At 66.9% G+C, this 15,490-nt stretch carries 13 protein-coding genes; 12 read left to right on the top strand and 1 reads right to left on the bottom strand.

Annotation, left to right across the window (positions count from 1 at the left end):
• Positions 1–11: 11 nt before the first annotated feature.
• The gene (locus tag M0L44_RS14760; protein WP_252770581.1) at positions 12–491 is read right to left on the bottom strand and encodes an Lrp/AsnC family transcriptional regulator; all 480 of its coding nucleotides are present in this window, start codon (positions 489–491) and stop codon (positions 12–14) included.
• A gap of 194 nt (positions 492–685) precedes the next feature.
• On the opposite strand from M0L44_RS14760, the gene M0L44_RS14755 reads away from it, so the two are divergent.
• The 12 genes from M0L44_RS14755 to M0L44_RS14700 all read left to right on the top strand — a co-directional run bounded on the left by M0L44_RS14755 (position 686) and on the right by M0L44_RS14700 (position 15,475).
• A complete protein-coding gene (locus M0L44_RS14755) occupies positions 686–1,981 on the top strand; it encodes an NAD(P)/FAD-dependent oxidoreductase (RefSeq protein ID WP_252770580.1) in 1,296 nt (431 codons plus the stop codon).
• Positions 1,982–1,998: 17 nt separating this feature from the next.
• Entirely contained in the window at positions 1,999–2,820 is an 822-nt protein-coding gene (locus M0L44_RS14750; RefSeq protein WP_252770579.1) for a gamma-glutamyl-gamma-aminobutyrate hydrolase family protein, read from the top strand.
• A 108-nt stretch (positions 2,821–2,928) separates the two neighbouring features.
• The gene (locus M0L44_RS14745) at positions 2,929–4,296 is read left to right on the top strand and encodes a glutamine synthetase family protein (protein WP_252770578.1); all 1,368 of its coding nucleotides are present in this window, start codon (positions 2,929–2,931) and stop codon (positions 4,294–4,296) included.
• 50 nt (positions 4,297–4,346) lie between these two features.
• Positions 4,347–5,762, top strand: a complete 1,416-nt coding sequence (locus M0L44_RS14740; protein ID WP_252770577.1) for an aspartate aminotransferase family protein — start codon at positions 4,347–4,349, stop codon at positions 5,760–5,762.
• Positions 5,763–5,918: 156 nt separating this feature from the next.
• On the top strand, positions 5,919–7,034 hold the full coding sequence (locus tag M0L44_RS14735; RefSeq protein ID WP_252770576.1) for a polyamine ABC transporter substrate-binding protein: 1,116 nt from the start codon (positions 5,919–5,921) through the stop codon (positions 7,032–7,034).
• Between the two features lie 16 nt (positions 7,035–7,050).
• Positions 7,051–8,166 carry an ABC transporter ATP-binding protein gene (locus M0L44_RS14730; RefSeq protein ID WP_252770575.1) on the top strand — a complete coding sequence of 372 codons (1,116 nt, stop codon included), beginning with the start codon at positions 7,051–7,053 and terminating at the stop codon, positions 8,164–8,166.
• A 13-nt stretch (positions 8,167–8,179) separates the two neighbouring features.
• Positions 8,180–9,118: an ABC transporter permease gene (locus M0L44_RS14725; protein ID WP_252770574.1), complete on the top strand. Its 939-nt coding sequence runs from the start codon at positions 8,180–8,182 to the stop codon at positions 9,116–9,118.
• Positions 9,118–9,963 (top strand): ABC transporter permease subunit, encoded by an 846-nt coding sequence (locus tag M0L44_RS14720; RefSeq protein ID WP_252770573.1) that lies wholly within the window; start codon positions 9,118–9,120, stop codon positions 9,961–9,963. Before M0L44_RS14725 ends, M0L44_RS14720 begins: the two co-directional genes overlap by 1 nt.
• Before the next feature lie 55 nt (positions 9,964–10,018).
• Positions 10,019–11,362 (top strand): DUF3138 family protein, encoded by a 1,344-nt coding sequence (locus M0L44_RS14715; RefSeq protein ID WP_252770572.1) that lies wholly within the window; start codon positions 10,019–10,021, stop codon positions 11,360–11,362.
• Between the two features lie 88 nt (positions 11,363–11,450).
• Entirely contained in the window at positions 11,451–12,941 is a 1,491-nt protein-coding gene (locus M0L44_RS14710) for an aldehyde dehydrogenase (protein WP_252770571.1), read from the top strand.
• A 10-nt stretch (positions 12,942–12,951) separates the two neighbouring features.
• Positions 12,952–14,307, top strand: a complete 1,356-nt coding sequence (glnT, locus tag M0L44_RS14705; protein ID WP_252770570.1) for a type III glutamate--ammonia ligase — start codon at positions 12,952–12,954, stop codon at positions 14,305–14,307.
• Positions 14,291–15,475: an ABC transporter substrate-binding protein gene (locus tag M0L44_RS14700; protein ID WP_252770569.1), complete on the top strand. Its 1,185-nt coding sequence runs from the start codon at positions 14,291–14,293 to the stop codon at positions 15,473–15,475. The genes glnT and M0L44_RS14700 overlap by 17 nt, the downstream gene beginning before the upstream one ends.
• The last annotated feature ends 15 nt before the right edge of the window (positions 15,476–15,490 follow it).

The raw sequence follows: 15,490 nt of genomic DNA, 5'->3' as shown, positions 1-15,490 counted from the left end.
TCGTCCCCGCCTCAGAGCGGCAGCTTGGTCGTTTTCTTGACGGTCCGCAGCACCAGGATCGAATTCGAGCGCTCAACACCGGGCAGGCGCATCAGCACCTCGGTGTGGAAGCGCTCGAGGTCCTCGGCATCCCGGTAGGTGAAGCGGATCAGGTAGTCGTTGGCTCCCGCCACGTAGTAGCAGTCCAGCACCGAGGGCTCGTCCCGCACGGCCTGCTCGAAGGCCTCGAGCAGGCTGTTGCTCATGGACTCCAGGTTCACGATGGTGAAGCTGGTGCCGTGTTGCCCCACAGCCTTGGCATTGAGCAGCGCAACGTACTGGGAAATGACGCCTTCGTCCTCCAGTTGCTTGACGCGGCGCAGGCAGGCCGAGGGCGACAGATGCACCCGCTGGGCCAGTTCGACGTTGGAGACCCGGCCATCGTCCTGCAGCTCATCCAGGATGGCCCGGTCAATCGCATCCAGTTGCGGTGTTTTGGCAGTACTTCGCATAATATTTCTCGTGCTCAAATATACGTCGCACAAAGTTGCGCGATACAGGGTTCTTCCCGCATCAAGGCGCAAGCACATTGCGCGCCCGCCTGGGTAGACTCATTTCCCAAGACGCACCCACAACACAACACCGCGTCATCTCTTACCACTCGACCCGAACCCGACCATCCGAGGAACTGCCTAGCGCCCACCGTATGAGCTTTCTGAGCGTCGACCAAGATCTCGCCCGCGATTCCTATTACGCCGCCACGGCCCTGCGCGATATGCGCTTCGCCCCGCTGGACGGCACCTCCGACTGTGATGTTGCCGTGGTGGGGGGCGGTCTTGCCGGCCTGACGGCCGCCCTGGACCTGGCCCGCATGGGGCACCAGGTGACGCTGCTGGAAGCCAAGCAGGTGGGCTGGGGTGCCAGCGGCCGCAACGGCGGCCAGGCCATCCACGGTCTGGCCTGCGACCAGTCGGTGATCGAAGACCAGCTCGGGCTCGACGACGCCCGCCGCGTCTGGTCCATGTCCCTGGAAGCGCTGGAACTGTTGCAGACCCGCATGCAGCAGTTCCAGATCGATGCCGAATGGCGCCAGGGCTACATCGGCGTGGCCACCAACGCCCGCAAGGGTGCCGAGCTGATGCAGTGGGCTGATCGCATGGCCCAGGTCTACCAAGCCGAGTTCACCCGCATCCCGGCCGCCGACATGCCCCGCTGGGTGGCCAGCCCGCGCTACCACAGCGGCCTGTACGACCCGCAATCCGGGCACCTGCATCCGCTCAAGTACGCCCTGGGCATCGCCCGCGCCGCGGCGGCCGCCGGTGTGCGCATCCACGAAGAGACGCCCGTCACCGCGCTGGAGACCGGCCCGGTCATCACCCTGCGCACCGCCCGCGGCACGCTGCGCGCCAAGAAGGTGCTGCTGGCCGGCAACGTCTACCTGCAGGGTGTGGCCGAGCACCTGGAGCGCCGCATCATGCCGGTGGGGACCTACATCGTCTGCTCCGAGGCCATGGACCCGGCCCTGGCTGACAGCCTGATCCCCACGCGCTCGGCGGTGTGCGACACCAACTTCGTGCTGGATTACCTGCGCACCACCAACGACCACCGCATGCTCTACGGCGGCCGGGTGAGCTACAGCACCGTGACCCCGCCCAACCTGGCCGAGAGCATGCGTCGCCGCATGGTGCAGACCTTCCCGCAGCTCAAGGACGTGAAGGTGCAATACGCCTGGGGCGGCTTCGTGGACATCACGATGAACCGCGCACCGGACTTCGGGCGGCTGCGCGACAACCTGTACTACCTGCAAGGCTTCTCCGGCCACGGGCTGGCACTGACCGGTCTGGCCGGCCGCCTGGTGGCCGAGGCGATGAACGGCGACGCCAGCCGCTTTGACGTCTTCGCCCGCCTGAAGCACCATGATTTCCCGGGGGGCCGCCTGCTGCGCACACCTGCGCTGGTGCTCGGCATGGCCTGGTACCGCCTGCGCGACCTGCTGGGGTGACACGGACCATGAACGACATGACTGAAGCAAACGCCCTGGCCCCCGCGGCCTCATCCTCCTCGACTTCCCGCAAGCCGCTGGTGCTGGTGCCCGCCTGCAACCGCGTGCTGGGCGAGCATCCCTTCTATATCGCCGGCAAGAAGTACCTGGACGCCGTGCGCCTGGCGGGCGGCATGCCCCTGATCGTGCCTTCGGCCGATGCCGAGGAGGTCGAGGTGCTGCTGGACATGGCCGATGGCGTGCTGCTCACCGGCTCGCCGTCCAACGTGCATCCCAGCCACTTCGGCGAGGAGGTGCACAACCCGGCCCTGCCGCTGGACCCGGTGCGGGACAGCTGGACCCTGCCATTGATCCGCCGGGCCCTGGCCCGTGGCGTGCCACTGTTCGGCATCTGCCGGGGCACACAGGAGACCAACGTCGCGCTGGGCGGCTCGCTGTACCAGGCGGTGCAGGAGGTCGAAGGCCACGACGACCATCGCGCACCCGAGGGCCAGCCGGCCGCGGTGCAGTACGCCCCAGCCCATCCGGTGCAGGTGGTGCCCGGCGGCGTGCTGGAGCGGGTCGTCGGTGCGGGCTCCTTCCAAGTCAACTCGGTCCACGGTCAGGCGGTCAAGCAATTGGCGCCGGGCCTGCAGGTGGAAGCCCGCGCCCCCGACGGACTGGTCGAGGCCTTCTCGGTCACCAATGCCCCGGGCTTCAGCCTGTGCGTGCAGTGGCACCCGGAGTGGCTGGCGGCCGACAACCCCCAATCGGTGGCCATGCTCACCGCCTTCGGTCAGGCCTGCCGGGCCTACCAGGTGAGCAAGGCCCAGGAGAGTCACCGGGCACCGCACCGTTGAGGTGATCGGTGCTCTCCGGCAGCAGGCCGGAATCCCCCGGGGCCCGCGCGGCCCGGCGCCTGAATCCAGGCGGCAATCCGTGCGTCACGCTTCAGAAGCAGGTGCCTCATGGCCAGCAAAGAACATTTCAATTTCCTCGAGCTCGAAAACTGGCTCAACCAACATCACGTCACCGAGATCGAATGCCTGGTGCCCGACCTGACCGGTGTGGCCCGCGGCAAGATCCTGCCCCGGGAAAAGTTCACCGAAGACCGCGGCATGCGGCTGCCCGAGGCGGTCGTCGCGATGGGCGTGACCGGCGAGTTCCCTGAAGAGGGCCCGTACTACGACGTGATCAGCCCGATGGACCACGACATGCACCTGCGGCCGGACCCGGCCACCGTGCGCATCGTGCCCTGGGCCACCGACCCCACCGCCCAGGTGGTGCACGACTGCTACGACCGCGATGGCAAGCTGGTGCCCTTCGCCCCCCGCTCGGTGCTGCGCCGCGTCTGCGACCTGTTCGCCGCCGAGGGCTGGGACCCGGTGGTGGCGCCGGAGCTCGAGTTCTACCTGGTGGCCCGCAACACCGACCCCGACATGCCGCTCAAGCCGCCGGTGGGCCGCAGCGGCCGCTCGGAAACCTCGCGCCAGGCTTATTCCATCGACGCGGTCAACGAGTTCGACCCGCTGTTCGAGGACATCTACGACTACTGCGACAAGATGGAGCTGAACGTGGACACGCTGATCCACGAAATCGGCGCCGGACAGATGGAGATCAACTTCTTCCACGCCCATCCGCTGGGCCTGGCCGACGAGGTCTTCTTCTTCAAGCGCACGGTGCGCGAAGCTGCGCTGCGCCACGACATGTTCGCCACCTTCATGGCCAAGCCGATTGCCGGCGAGCCGGGCAGTGCCATGCACATCCACCAGAGCGTGGTGAACACCAAAACCGGCCGCAACCTGTTCAGCAACGAGGACGGCAGCCCGAGTCAGGAGTTCTACTGGTACATCGGCGGCCTGCAGAAGTACATCCCGGCAGCCATGGCCCTGTTCGCCCCCTATGTGAACAGCTACCGCCGGCTGGCCCGCTTCACCGCCGCGCCCATCAACATCCAGTGGGGCATCGACAACCGCACCGTGGGCATCCGCTCGCCGATCTCGTCCCCGGCCGCGCGCCGCATCGAGAACCGCGTGATCGGCGCCGACGCCAATCCCTATGTGGCGCTGGCGGCCACGATGGCCTGCGGTTACCTGGGCATCAAGAACAAGGTCCAGCCCTCCCCCGAGTGCAAGGGCGACGCGTACCTGGGCGACTACCAGCTGCCGCGCAGCCTGGGCGAGGCGCTGGAGCTGCTGCGCGCCGAGAAGGACCTGGCCAGCGTGCTGGGCGAAGCCTTCGTCACGGTCTACACCGAGGTGAAGGAAATCGAGCACGCCGAATTCATGAAGGTGATCTCGCCCTGGGAACGCGAACACCTGCTGCTGCACGTCTGATCCCACGCCGGCCTCACAAGGGCCGCTGCACGACCATTCAAGGAACCACCATGCAACAAGACAACATCGTCATCCAGGCCCCCGCTCAGGCCACCCGCCGCAGCACCCGCGAATGGCAGCAGGCCGACGCGGCGCACTTCCTGCACCCCTTCACCGACACGGCCGCGCTGGCCAAGAAGGGCGCGCGCATCATCACCAAGGCCGAGAACATCTACCTCTGGGACAGCGAGGGCCACAAGATCCTCGACGGCATGAGCGGCCTGTGGTGCGTGAACACCGGCTACAGCCAGCCTTCGCTGATCGAGGCAGCCACCCGCCAGATGAAGGAGCTGCCCTACTACAACGCCTTCTTCCAGACCTCGACCATCCCCGCCATCGAGCTGGCCGAGTTGCTGGCCCAGGTCACGCCGCCGCAGTTCAAGCATGTGTTCTACGGCACCTCGGGCTCGGAGAGCAACGACACGGTGGTGCGTCTGGTGCGCCACTACTGGGCCTTGCAGGGGCAACCGGAGCGCCAGGTCATCATCTCCCGCAAGAACGGCTACCACGGCTCCACCATGGCCGGCGCCTCGCTCAGCGGCATGGCCTACATGCACGCCCAGGGCGGCCTGCCGATCCCCAACATCACCCACATCCAGCAGCCCTTCTGGTACGAGCTGGGTGGCGACATGAGCCCGGACGAGTTCGGCAAGGTGGCCGCCGGCTGGCTGGAAGAGCGCATCCTGGAAGTCGGACCGGAGAAGGTCGCGGCCTTCATCGGCGAGCCGGTGCAAGGGGCCGGCGGCGTGATCATCCCGCCCAAGACCTACTGGCCCGAGATCCAGCGCATCTGCGACAAGTACGGCATCCTGCTGGTGTCCGACGAGGTCATCTGCGGCTTCGGTCGCACCGGCAACTGGTTCGGCTGCGAGACCATGGGCAGCAAGCCCGACCTGATGACCTTCGCCAAGGGCGTCACCGCCGGCTACGTGCCGCTGGGCGGCGTGATGGTCAGCGACCGCGTGGCCGATGTGCTGATCGAGAAGGGTGGCGAGTTCGAGCACGGCTACACGTACTCGGGTCACCCGGTGGCCTGCGCCGTGGCCGTGGCCAACATCAAGCTGATGCAGCAACTCAAGCTGGTCGAGCACGTGCGCGACGATGTCGGCCCGTATCTTGCACAGCAATTCGAGACGCTGCGTGACCATCCGCTGGTCGGCGAGGCGGTCAGCTGCGGATTGATGGGTGCCATTCAACTCGTGAAGGACAAGGCCGCACGACAGTTCTTCCCCTCCTCGCTGGAAGTGGGCATGGTCTGTCGGGGGCACTGTTTCGCCAACGGTCTGGTGATGCGTGCGGTGGGTGACCGGATGGTCATCGCCCCCCCGCTGATCATCACCCGGGCCCAGGTCGACGAGATGATGACCCTGATCCGCCGCTGCCTGGACCTCACGCTGGCGGATGTCAAGGCCAAGGGCTGGCTCTGAGCCTGTCGTTGATCGACGCGTTTTCCATGAAGTGCACCATTCTTGAGCCTGCCAAAATCGCCCCAGATCGGGGCAACCCAAGGTGGTGCACTTCCGCACTCTCGCAGCCTTCGCGTTTCTTCACCCCCCATCATCCGTGACCCTGGAGGTTTCTTCATGAAGTTCAGTTCAGTGCGTTCCGTCCTGTCTCTGGCCGTGGCCGTTCTGGCCGTGGCCGGCGGTGCCGCCCGTGCCGAGGAAGAGGAAAAGGTCCTCAACATCTACAACTGGTCCGACTACATCGCCGAAGACACGATCAAGAACTTCGAGAAGGAAACCGGCATCAAGGTCCGGTACGACAACTTCGACAACAACGAAATCGTCCACGCCAAGCTGGTGGCCGGCAAGACGGGCTACGACGTCGTGGTGCCCTCCTCCAACTGGGCCAAGCTGCAGGCCGAAGGCGGTCTGCTGCAGAAGCTGGACAAGTCCCAGTTGCCCAACTGGAAGCACCTGGACCCGGCCGTGCTGAACCAGTTGGCCAACCTGGACCCGGGTAACCAGTACATGGTGAACTGGCTGTGGGGCTATACCACCGTGGGCATCAACATGGACAAGGTCAAGGCCGCGCTGGGCGGCGCACCGATGCCCGACAACGTCTGGGACCTGGTCTTCAAGCCTGAGTACATCTCCAAGATGAAGTCCTGCGGCGTGTCCTTCCTGGACTCCGCCTCCGAAGTGGTGCCCGCCGCCCTGCACTACCTGGGCAAGGCGCCCGAGAGCAAGGTGCCCGCCGACTACGCCAAGGCGGCCCAGTTGCTCAAGGCCGTGCGCCCCTATGTCACGCTGTTCTCGTCCTCGGGCTACATCAACGACATGGCCAACGGCTCCATCTGCCTGGCCCTGGGCTGGTCCGGTGACATCAACATCGCCCGTCAGCGTGCCCTCGACGGCAAGACCGGCCAGAAGATCGAGGCCCTGATCCCGAAGACCGGCGGCCTGCTGTTCTTCGACACCATGGTCATTCCGGCCGATGCCCCCCACCCGGGCAACGCCCACAAATGGATCAACTACATCCTGCGCCCCGAAGTGGATGCCAGCCTGACCAACAAGGTGTTCTACGCCAACCCCAACAAGGACTCGATCCCCTTCGTGAAGCCGGAAGTGGCCAAGAACCCGACCGTCTTCCTGTCGCCCTCGGACATGTCCAAGATGGTGGCGCCGGACTCGCTGAACAACGACCTGCGCCGTCTGCAAACCCGTACCTACACCTCCTTCAAGACCGGCCTGTGAGGATCAGGCACGCATCATGACGCAATCCCCCGCCAGCACCGCCCGCGACGACAGTGCCTTCCTCCAGATCCACAACGTGGTGAAGGATTTCGGAGGTTACAAGGCCGTCAACAACGTCAGCCTGGACATCGCCAAGGGCGAAATCTTCGCCCTCCTGGGGTCTTCCGGCTGCGGCAAGACGACCTTGCTGCGGATGTTGGCGGGGTTCGAGACCCCCACCTCGGGAAAGATCATTCTCAACGGCCAGGACCTGGCGGGTCTCCCGCCCTACGACCGGCCGCTGAACATGATGTTCCAGTCGTATGCGCTGTTCCCCCACCTCACGGTGTGGGAGAACATCGCCTTCGGTCTGCGTCGTGATGGCATGGCCCGAGATGCGGTCGCCGACCGCGTCGAGGCCATGCTCAAGCTGGTGCAACTGGGCAAGTACGCCAAGCGCAAGCCGCACCAGCTCTCCGGTGGCCAGCAGCAGCGGGTGGCCTTGGCCCGCAGCTTGGCCAAGCAGCCGCAAATGCTGCTGCTCGACGAGCCGCTGGGCGCCCTGGACAAGAAGCTGCGTGAGCAGACCCAGATCGAGTTGGTGAACATCATCGAGCAGGTTGGCGTGACCTGCGTGATGGTGACCCACGACCAGGAAGAGGCCATGACCATGGCCAGCCGCATCGCGGTCATGAGCGAAGGCCGCTTCCTGCAGGTTGGCTCGCCCAGCGAGATCTACGAGACCCCGCAGACCCGCTTCGTGGCCGACTTCATCGGCAACGTGAACATGATGGAGGGCACGGTGGAAGTCGACGAGAACGACCACGTGGTGATTGCGGGCGAAGACTGCAGGCACTACGTTGGCCACGGCATCACCGGCACCCTGGGCATGCCCGTCACGGTGGCCCTGCGTCCCGAAAAGATCCACCTCACCCGCCACAAGCCGGCCGACGAGTTCAACTGCACCGAAGGCGTGATCGAGGAGATGTCCTACTTCGGCAGCTTCACCGTGTACCGCCTGAAGCTGGCCAGCGGCGCCACCCTGAAGGTGAGCATGGCCAACACCGTGCGTCAGCGCGAGGACGAGCTGACCTGGGGCGACAAGGTCTGGGCGCACTGGTCGCGCTCGGCCCATGTGGTGCTCACCCAGTGAGGACGCAACCGTCATGGAACGCCTGATCCGTCTCCTCACCACCCGGCCCAGTTGGCTGCGCGGCCGCCTGGGGGTCATCGGCCTGCCCTACGCCTGGCTGCTGATCTTCTTCCTGTTTCCCTTCCTGATCCTGGCCAAGATCAGCATCTCGGAAATGGACACGGTGGTCGTCAAGAACATCCTGTCCTACGCCGATGGCGTGATCACCCTGGTGGTCAAGCTGGGCAACTACAGCTTCCTGGCCAGCGACGACCTCTACTGGATGACCTATGTCGCCAGCCTGAAGTACGCCGCGGCCACCACGGTGCTGTGCCTGTTCATCGGCTACCCCTTCGCCTATTTCATGGCGCGGGCCAAGTCCACCACTCAGCCGGCCCTGCTGATGCTGGTGATGCTGCCCTTCTGGACCTCCTTCCTGCTGCGCGTCTACGCCTGGAAGGGCCTGCTGAGTGACCACGGCTGGGTGGCCGATCTGCTGATCGCCACCGGTCTGGACCAGGTGCTGCTGGCCATGGGGCTCATCTCTGCCCCGGGCAAGTTCATGAACACCCATTTCTCGCTGGTGCTGGGCATGACCTACACCTACCTGCCCTTCATGATCCTGCCGCTGTACTCCAACCTGGCCAAGATGGACATCCGTCTGCTCGAGGCCGCCGCCGACCTGGGCTCGACCCCCTGGGTGACGTTCTGGAAGATCACCGTGCCGCTGTCTAAGGCAGGGATCATCGCCGGCTCCATGCTGGTGTTCATCCCCTGCGTCGGCGAGTACGTGATCCCCGAACTGCTGGGCGGACCGGAGACGCTGATGATCGGCCGTGTGGTCTGGGACGAGTTCTTCTCGAACAACGACTGGCCGATGGCTGCCACCGTCGCCGTGGTGATGATCCTGCTGATCATCGTGCCGCTGGCCATCTTCAACAAATACCAGGCCGAAGCCCAGGAGGCCCGCTGATGTTGCGCTTGTCCCCTGCCTTCAACCGCAGCTTCAGCAAGGCCTGGCTGCTGGGCGGCTTCGTCTTCCTGTACCTGCCCATCGTGGCGTTGGTGATCTACTCCTTCAACGACTCGCCGCTGGCCAATGTCTGGCGCGGGTTCACGCTGAAGTGGTACGCCGCGCTGGTGCGTGACGACGAGATGCTCGGCGGCCTCTGGCTGTCGATGAAGATCGCCTTCTTCTCGGCCACCGGTTCGGTGGTGCTGGGCACCTTTGCCGCCTTCGCGCTGGTCAAGTACAAGCGCTTCTGGGGCCGCACCATGTTCTCCGGCATGGTCAACGCCCCCCTGGTGATGCCCGAGGTGGTCATCGGCCTGTCCCTGCTGCTGATGCTGGTGGAAATCCAGCGCGTGACCGGCTACCCGGACCGCGGCGCCCTGACCATCTGGCTGGGCCACCTGCTGCTGGGCATGTCCTACGCCACCGTGGTGGTGCAGGCCCGCCTGCAGGAGCTCAACCCCAGCCTGGAAGAGGCGGCCATGGACCTGGGCGCCAAGCCCCGCAGCGTGTTCTTCCTGATCACGCTGCCGATGATCTCGCAGGCCATGATGTCCGCCTGGCTGCTGACCTTCACGCTGTCGCTGGACGACGTGGTGGTGTCGGCCTTCCTGTCCGGCCCGGGCTCCACCACCATGCCGCTGGTGATCTTCTCCCGGGCCCGCCTGGGCCTGAACCCCAGCGTCAACGCCATGGCCACACTCATCGTGCTGGCCGTCTCCATCGGCGTGATCATCACCAGCTATGTGATCGCCCGCAACGAACGCCGTCGCCAGCAGGAAATCGCTGCTGCCGCCCGCGAGTGAGCCCCCTTTGTCCGAACGCCCCCTCACACAGCAAGCAAGAGAAGGAAACCCCGTGATGAAGTCTCTGAGCCCCACCCTGCTGGTCGTTGCCATGATGGCGGCGTTCCCGGCGGCTGCCCAGTCGAATGCGGATCTGCTCAAGGAGCTCCAGGCCCTGAAGCAGCGCGTCAACGAGCTGGAATCCAAGCTCCAGCAAACGCCGGCGGCACCGGCCGGCCAGGCCCAGTGGGGCATGACCCCCGAACAGTCGGCCGAGTTCAACCGCATCGCCGCCAAGACCGAGGCCACCGAAGACAGCCTGCTGGCGCAAGGGCTCAAGGGCCTGAAGGTCACGGGCTACATCGAACCGACCTTCATCTACAACCAGCGCCAGAACCGCGCCGGCTTCCAGTTCCTGAACCAGCAGTCGGACGGCTACTACTACGACACCTCCTTCATGGGGGCGGCCTCGCTCGACCTGCTCAAGGAAACCGACAGCGGCACGCTGTGGCACCTGACGCTGGCGCCGAACCGCGGTGTGGGCGCCGCGATCGACGGCAGCAGCATCATCCAGGAGGCTTCGGTCTCCGTGCCCCTGACCGACGATCAGACCCGCTTCATCGCCGGCCAGATCCCCGACTGGTCGGGCTACGAGTACCAGCAGCCCACACTCAATCCGTTCACCAGCCACAACCTGCTGTACGACTTCACGCTGCCAGTGGGCTACACCGGTGCCGGCCTGGACCTGAAGAGCGGCCCGTGGTGGATCCGCACGGCGCTGGCCAACCTGAACTCGGCCGTGCATGACGCCGGGCAGAAGTCCCCCGCCTGGGCTTTCCGCACCGACTACGGCAAGGACGAATTCAGCGGCGCCGGCTTCGCCAGCATGATCGGCACCGCCCCGGTGTGGGATGCCGACGGCAATGTCGAGAAGCGCACGCTGGCCATCCTGACCGAGGTCGACGGCTACTTCACGCGTGGCGACCTGACGGTGCAGGGCCAGCTGAGCTATGGCCAGCAGAAGTCGGCCGCCATCACGCCGGACGCCAACGGCAACCGCCGTGACGCCCAGTGGTACGGCATCTCGGGCCTGGTGGGCTACATGTTTACCCCGCGACTGCAGGGCCTGGTGCGCGCCGACTACATCTACAACCGCAAGAACGGCGGCGGCCTGTTCGGTTACAGCCAGGCGGACGACCGCAACGGCATCGGCCCCGACATGAACGGTGGCAACCCCGATGAAGGCGCCAACCGCTATGCCATCACCTTCGGTGGCAAGTACGCCTTCAACGAGAACACCACCGTCAAGCTCGAGTACCGCCTGGACGGTGCCGACAAGGCCGTGTTCTACGACGTGAAGAACGGCGACTACAAGAAGCTCAACCAGATGCTCGCGACCTCGGTGGTCGTCGCGTTCTGATCCCGGGCGGCGCTGCGGCGCCGCCCCACACCGACCGGGGCCGTTCGCGCTGCCGCGACGGCCCTTTTTTTGCCCCTGGAGACACACCATGCCCCACCACGTGAACTGGACTGAACGCGCCCAGGCCCTCAAGGCCGATGGCCGTGCCGTGATCGATGGCCAACGCGTGGCGGCCGTTGACGGCCAGACCTTTGCCAAGCATTCGCCGGTGGACGGCCGCTTCCTGACCGACGTGGTCCGTGGCCAGCGCGCCGACATCGACGCCGCCGTGCGCAGCGCCCGCGCCGCCTTCGAAGACCGCCGCTGGGCCGGTCAGGCCCCGGCCGCCCGCAAGAAGGTGCTGCAGCGCTTTGCCGAGAAGATCCTGGCCGCCAAGGAAGAACTGGCCCTGCTCGAGACGTTGGACATGGGCAAGCCCATCCAGTACTCGATGGGTGTGGATGTGACCGCCACCGCCCGCTGCATCGCCTGGTATGGCGAGGCCGTGGACAAGATCTACGACGAGATCGCTCCCACCGGTGACCACGCCCTGGCCATGATCACCCGCGAGCCCATGGGCGTGATCGGCGCCATCGTGCCCTGGAACTACCCGATGATCATGGCCGCCTGGAAGCTGGGCCCGGCCCTGGCGGCCGGCAACTCCGTGGTCCTCAAGCCCAGCGAGAAGAGCCCGCTGACCGCCTGCCGCCTGGCCGAGCTGGCCGTCGAAGCCGGCCTGCCCCCGGGCGTCTTCAACGTGGTGCCCGGCTATGGCCACGAGGCCGGCGAGGCCCTCGCCCTGCACATGGACGTGGACGCCATCGGCTTCACCGGCTCCACCCGCGTGGGCCGCCGCATGCTGGACTACGCCGGTCAGTCCAACCTCAAGCGCGTCTACAACGAGCTGGGCGGCAAGTCGGCCTTCCTGGTCTTCGAGGACTACGGCGACATCGCCCGTGCCGCCCAGACCCTGGCCGGCAGCATGTTCTTCAACCAGGGCGAGAGCTGCAACGCGCCCTCGCGCGTGCTGGTGCAGGACAGCATCGCCGACGAGTTCGTCGAGCTGCTGGCCGCCGAGGCACCCAAGTACGCCCCGGCCGACCCGCTGCACCCCGACACCGTGCTGGGCGCCCTGGTGGACGAGACCCAGCTCAAGACGGTGCTGGGCTACATCGACGCCGGCCACAGCGAAGGCGCGCAGTGCGTGGCCGGGGGCCGCCAGGCCCGCACCGAGAGCGGCGGCTACTACGTGGAGCCCACCGTGTTCGCCGGCGTCAACAACGAGATGAAGATCGCCCGCGAGGAGATCTTCGGCCCGGTCACCAGCGTCATCCGCTTCAAGACCGAGGAAGAGGCCATCGCCATCGCCAACGCCTCCAGCTACGGCCTGCAGGCCGGCGTCTGGAGCCTCAACGTCAACCGCGCGCACCGCGTGGCCCGTGCCCTGCGGGCCGGCACGGTGCACGTCAACCAGTACGACGAGGACGACATGACCGTGCCCTTCGGTGGCTACAAGCAGAGCGGCAACGGACGCGACAAGTCCCTGCACGCCTTCGACAAGTACACCGAGCTGAAGACCACCTGGCTGCGGCTGGACTGAAGGGACACGCATGAACGACACGCAGCGTGAGTCATTGCAAGCCCGGGGCGTGCACACGCTGCTGGCCCAGTTCACCGACATGCACGGTGTGGCCAAGGGCAAGTACGTGCCCCTGGCCCAGCTCGATGAGCTGATCGAGACCGGCGCCGGTTTTGCCGGCCCCTCCATCTGGGGCACCAGCCTGCCCCGCACCGGGCCGCGGGCCGAGTACTACGCCCGGGCCGACCTGGGCCACCCCATCGACCCCCTGCCCTGGCAGCCGGGCTACGCCCGCGTGGTCTGCGACGGCTTCGTGGCGAGCCAGCCCTTCGAGGCCTGCCCGCGCCAGGTGCTCAAGCGCGCCACCGCCCGCCTGGCCGAACGCGGCTGGCAACTCAAGACCGGCATCGAGCCCGAGTTCTTCCTGCTGCAGAAGCAGGAGGGCCGCTGGGTGCCGGCCGATGCCGGCGATCGGCTGGACAAGCCCAGCTACGACCTGAAATCGCTGCCGCGCAAGGCCGCTTTCCTGCATGCACTGCAGGAGACGCTCGGCGGCTGGGGCCGCACCGTGCTGCAGCTCGACCACGAGGACGCCCACGGCCAGTACGAGGTCAACTTCGCTTACGACGAGGCCCTGGCCAGCGCCGACCATCTGATGGGCTTCAAGCTGGCCGCGCAGGCGCTGGCCGAGCGCGAGGGCTGGGTCTTCTCGATGATGCCCAAGCCCTTTGCCAACCAGCCCGGCAGCGGCCTGCACTTCCACGTCTCGCTGTGGGACCTGAAAGACCCGGCCCACGGCAAGGGTCTCTTCAGCCCCAGCGCGGACGAGCGCGCCCAGGGCCATGACCTGTCGCTGCTGGGCCGCCAGTTCATCGCCGGCGTGCTGGCCCATGCGCCGGCGCTGTGCGCGCTGGCCGCCCCCACGGTGAACAGCTACAAGCGCCTGGTGGTGGGGGAATCGCTCTCGGGCACGACCTGGGCCCCAGCCTATGTGGCCCATGGACCGAACAACCGCACCGCCATGGTCCGCACCCTGCCCGGACGTTTCGAGTGGCGAGTGCCCGATGCCAGCGCCAACCCCTACCTGGCCAGCGCGGTGCTGATCGCGGCCGGCCTGGACGGCATCGACCGCGGCCTGGACCCGGGCCCCGCCTGCACCGAAGACCTGTTCGCCCTGTCCCTGGGCGAGATCCGTCAGCGCGGCATCCCGCTGCTGCCGCAGTCCCTGGCCGAGTCCATGGAGGCCCTGGCGGCCGACGAGGTGGTGGCCGCCGCCCTGGGCCCCGTGCTGCATGGCGAGTTCCTGCGACTCAAGCGCGACGAATGGTTGGGCTACGCTCGCCACGTCAGCACTTGGGAGCTCGAGCGCTATGCCGCCACCTTCTGAACGTCGCCGCGACTGGCTCAAAGCAGCCCTGGCCGCGGGGGCGGCCCTGCCCTGGCAGACCGCGCGGGCCCAGTCCGAACCCGCCAGTGCCCGGGAGACGATCCGCCTGGGGCAGTCGGTCCCCCTGTCGGGCCCGGCCCAGCACCTGGGCATCGAGTACCAGCGCGGCCTGCAACTGGCCGTACAGGCCGCCAACGCCGCCGGTGGCGTGCGCGGCCAGCGCCTGGAGCTGATCAGCTACGACGACCGCTACGAGCCCGAGGTGGCCCTGGCCAATACCCAGGACCTGCTGGGCGACAAGGTCTTCGCCCTGGTCGGCTATGTGGGCACCGAATCCGTCAACCGCTGCCTGCCGCTGGCCGAAAAGGCCGGCGTCCCCCTGCTGGCGCCGCTCACCGGCGCCGAGAGCCTGCGGCGCAACCCCTCGCGCTGGCTGTGGCACCTGCGCCCGGGCCTGAGCGCCGAGACCACCCTGATCGCCCGCAGCCTGCGCACCATCGGCTTCAGCCGGGTGGCGGTGCTGCAGCAGGACGACGCCGATGGTCAGGCCGGCATGGAGGCGCTGCAGCACGCCCTGGCCGCGGCCGACCTGCCACCGGCCGTGGCCCTGGCCCGGGTGGCGCGCAACTCCACCAACCAGGTCGAATGGAAATCGCGCGACATCCAGGCGGCCGCACGGACGCTGATGTCCGGCCAGCCGATGGCGGTGGTCTTCCTGGCAGCCTATGCCTCCACCGCGGCGGTGATGCTGGCGCTGCGCGACGCCGGCTTTGCCGGTGGATGCTTCGCCACCAGCCTGTCGAGCGCCGCGGCCATCGGGCCTTTGCTGGGCGCCAAGGCGGGGGGCCTGTCGGTCACGCAGGTCATGCCCTCGCCCTTCGACAGCTCGCGCCCCGTGGTGGCCACCTACCAGCGCCTGCTGCAGGTCAGCGGCGGGCCGGCACCCGAATACGTGTCGCTCGAAGGCTGGGTGGCGGGCAATGCCGTGGTCGAGGGCCTGCGGCGCATGCCGCGCGGGGGCAGCCGGGCGGCCTTCATGCAGGCCATGGAGAGTCTGGCCGGCTGGGATGCCGGCGGCCTGGTGCTGCGCTGGGATGCGCAGCGGCGCCAGGCCATCTCCGACGTGGCGATGACGGTGCTGGACCGCGAGGGTCGACCGATCCGCTGACCGGCCGGCCCCCGC

This window comes from Ideonella oryzae, assembly GCF_024055665.1.
Lineage (GTDB): Bacteria > Pseudomonadota > Gammaproteobacteria > Burkholderiales > Burkholderiaceae_C > Ideonella > Ideonella oryzae.
The sequence above is the reverse complement of the archived record's forward strand: the minus strand, read 5'-3'. Positions and strand labels throughout refer to the sequence as shown.

What these genes read in the sequence shown, in the direction of transcription:
- M0L44_RS14760 (WP_252770581.1), bottom strand. Translation starts at nt 491, where the DNA reads ATGCGAAGTACTGCCAAAACACCGCAACTGGATGCGATTGACCGGGCC.
- M0L44_RS14755 (WP_252770580.1), top strand. Translation starts at nt 686, where the DNA reads ATGAGCTTTCTGAGCGTCGACCAAGATCTCGCCCGCGATTCCTATTAC.
- M0L44_RS14750 (WP_252770579.1), top strand. Translation starts at nt 1,999, where the DNA reads ATGACTGAAGCAAACGCCCTGGCCCCCGCGGCCTCATCCTCCTCGACT.
- M0L44_RS14745 (WP_252770578.1), top strand. Translation starts at nt 2,929, where the DNA reads ATGGCCAGCAAAGAACATTTCAATTTCCTCGAGCTCGAAAACTGGCTC.
- M0L44_RS14740 (WP_252770577.1), top strand. Translation starts at nt 4,347, where the DNA reads ATGCAACAAGACAACATCGTCATCCAGGCCCCCGCTCAGGCCACCCGC.
- M0L44_RS14735 (WP_252770576.1), top strand. Translation starts at nt 5,919, where the DNA reads ATGAAGTTCAGTTCAGTGCGTTCCGTCCTGTCTCTGGCCGTGGCCGTT.
- M0L44_RS14730 (WP_252770575.1), top strand. Translation starts at nt 7,051, where the DNA reads ATGACGCAATCCCCCGCCAGCACCGCCCGCGACGACAGTGCCTTCCTC.
- M0L44_RS14725 (WP_252770574.1), top strand. Translation starts at nt 8,180, where the DNA reads ATGGAACGCCTGATCCGTCTCCTCACCACCCGGCCCAGTTGGCTGCGC.
- M0L44_RS14720 (WP_252770573.1), top strand. Translation starts at nt 9,118, where the DNA reads ATGTTGCGCTTGTCCCCTGCCTTCAACCGCAGCTTCAGCAAGGCCTGG.
- M0L44_RS14715 (WP_252770572.1), top strand. Translation starts at nt 10,019, where the DNA reads ATGAAGTCTCTGAGCCCCACCCTGCTGGTCGTTGCCATGATGGCGGCG.
- M0L44_RS14710 (WP_252770571.1), top strand. Translation starts at nt 11,451, where the DNA reads ATGCCCCACCACGTGAACTGGACTGAACGCGCCCAGGCCCTCAAGGCC.
- glnT (WP_252770570.1), top strand. Translation starts at nt 12,952, where the DNA reads ATGAACGACACGCAGCGTGAGTCATTGCAAGCCCGGGGCGTGCACACG.
- M0L44_RS14700 (WP_252770569.1), top strand. Translation starts at nt 14,291, where the DNA reads ATGCCGCCACCTTCTGAACGTCGCCGCGACTGGCTCAAAGCAGCCCTG.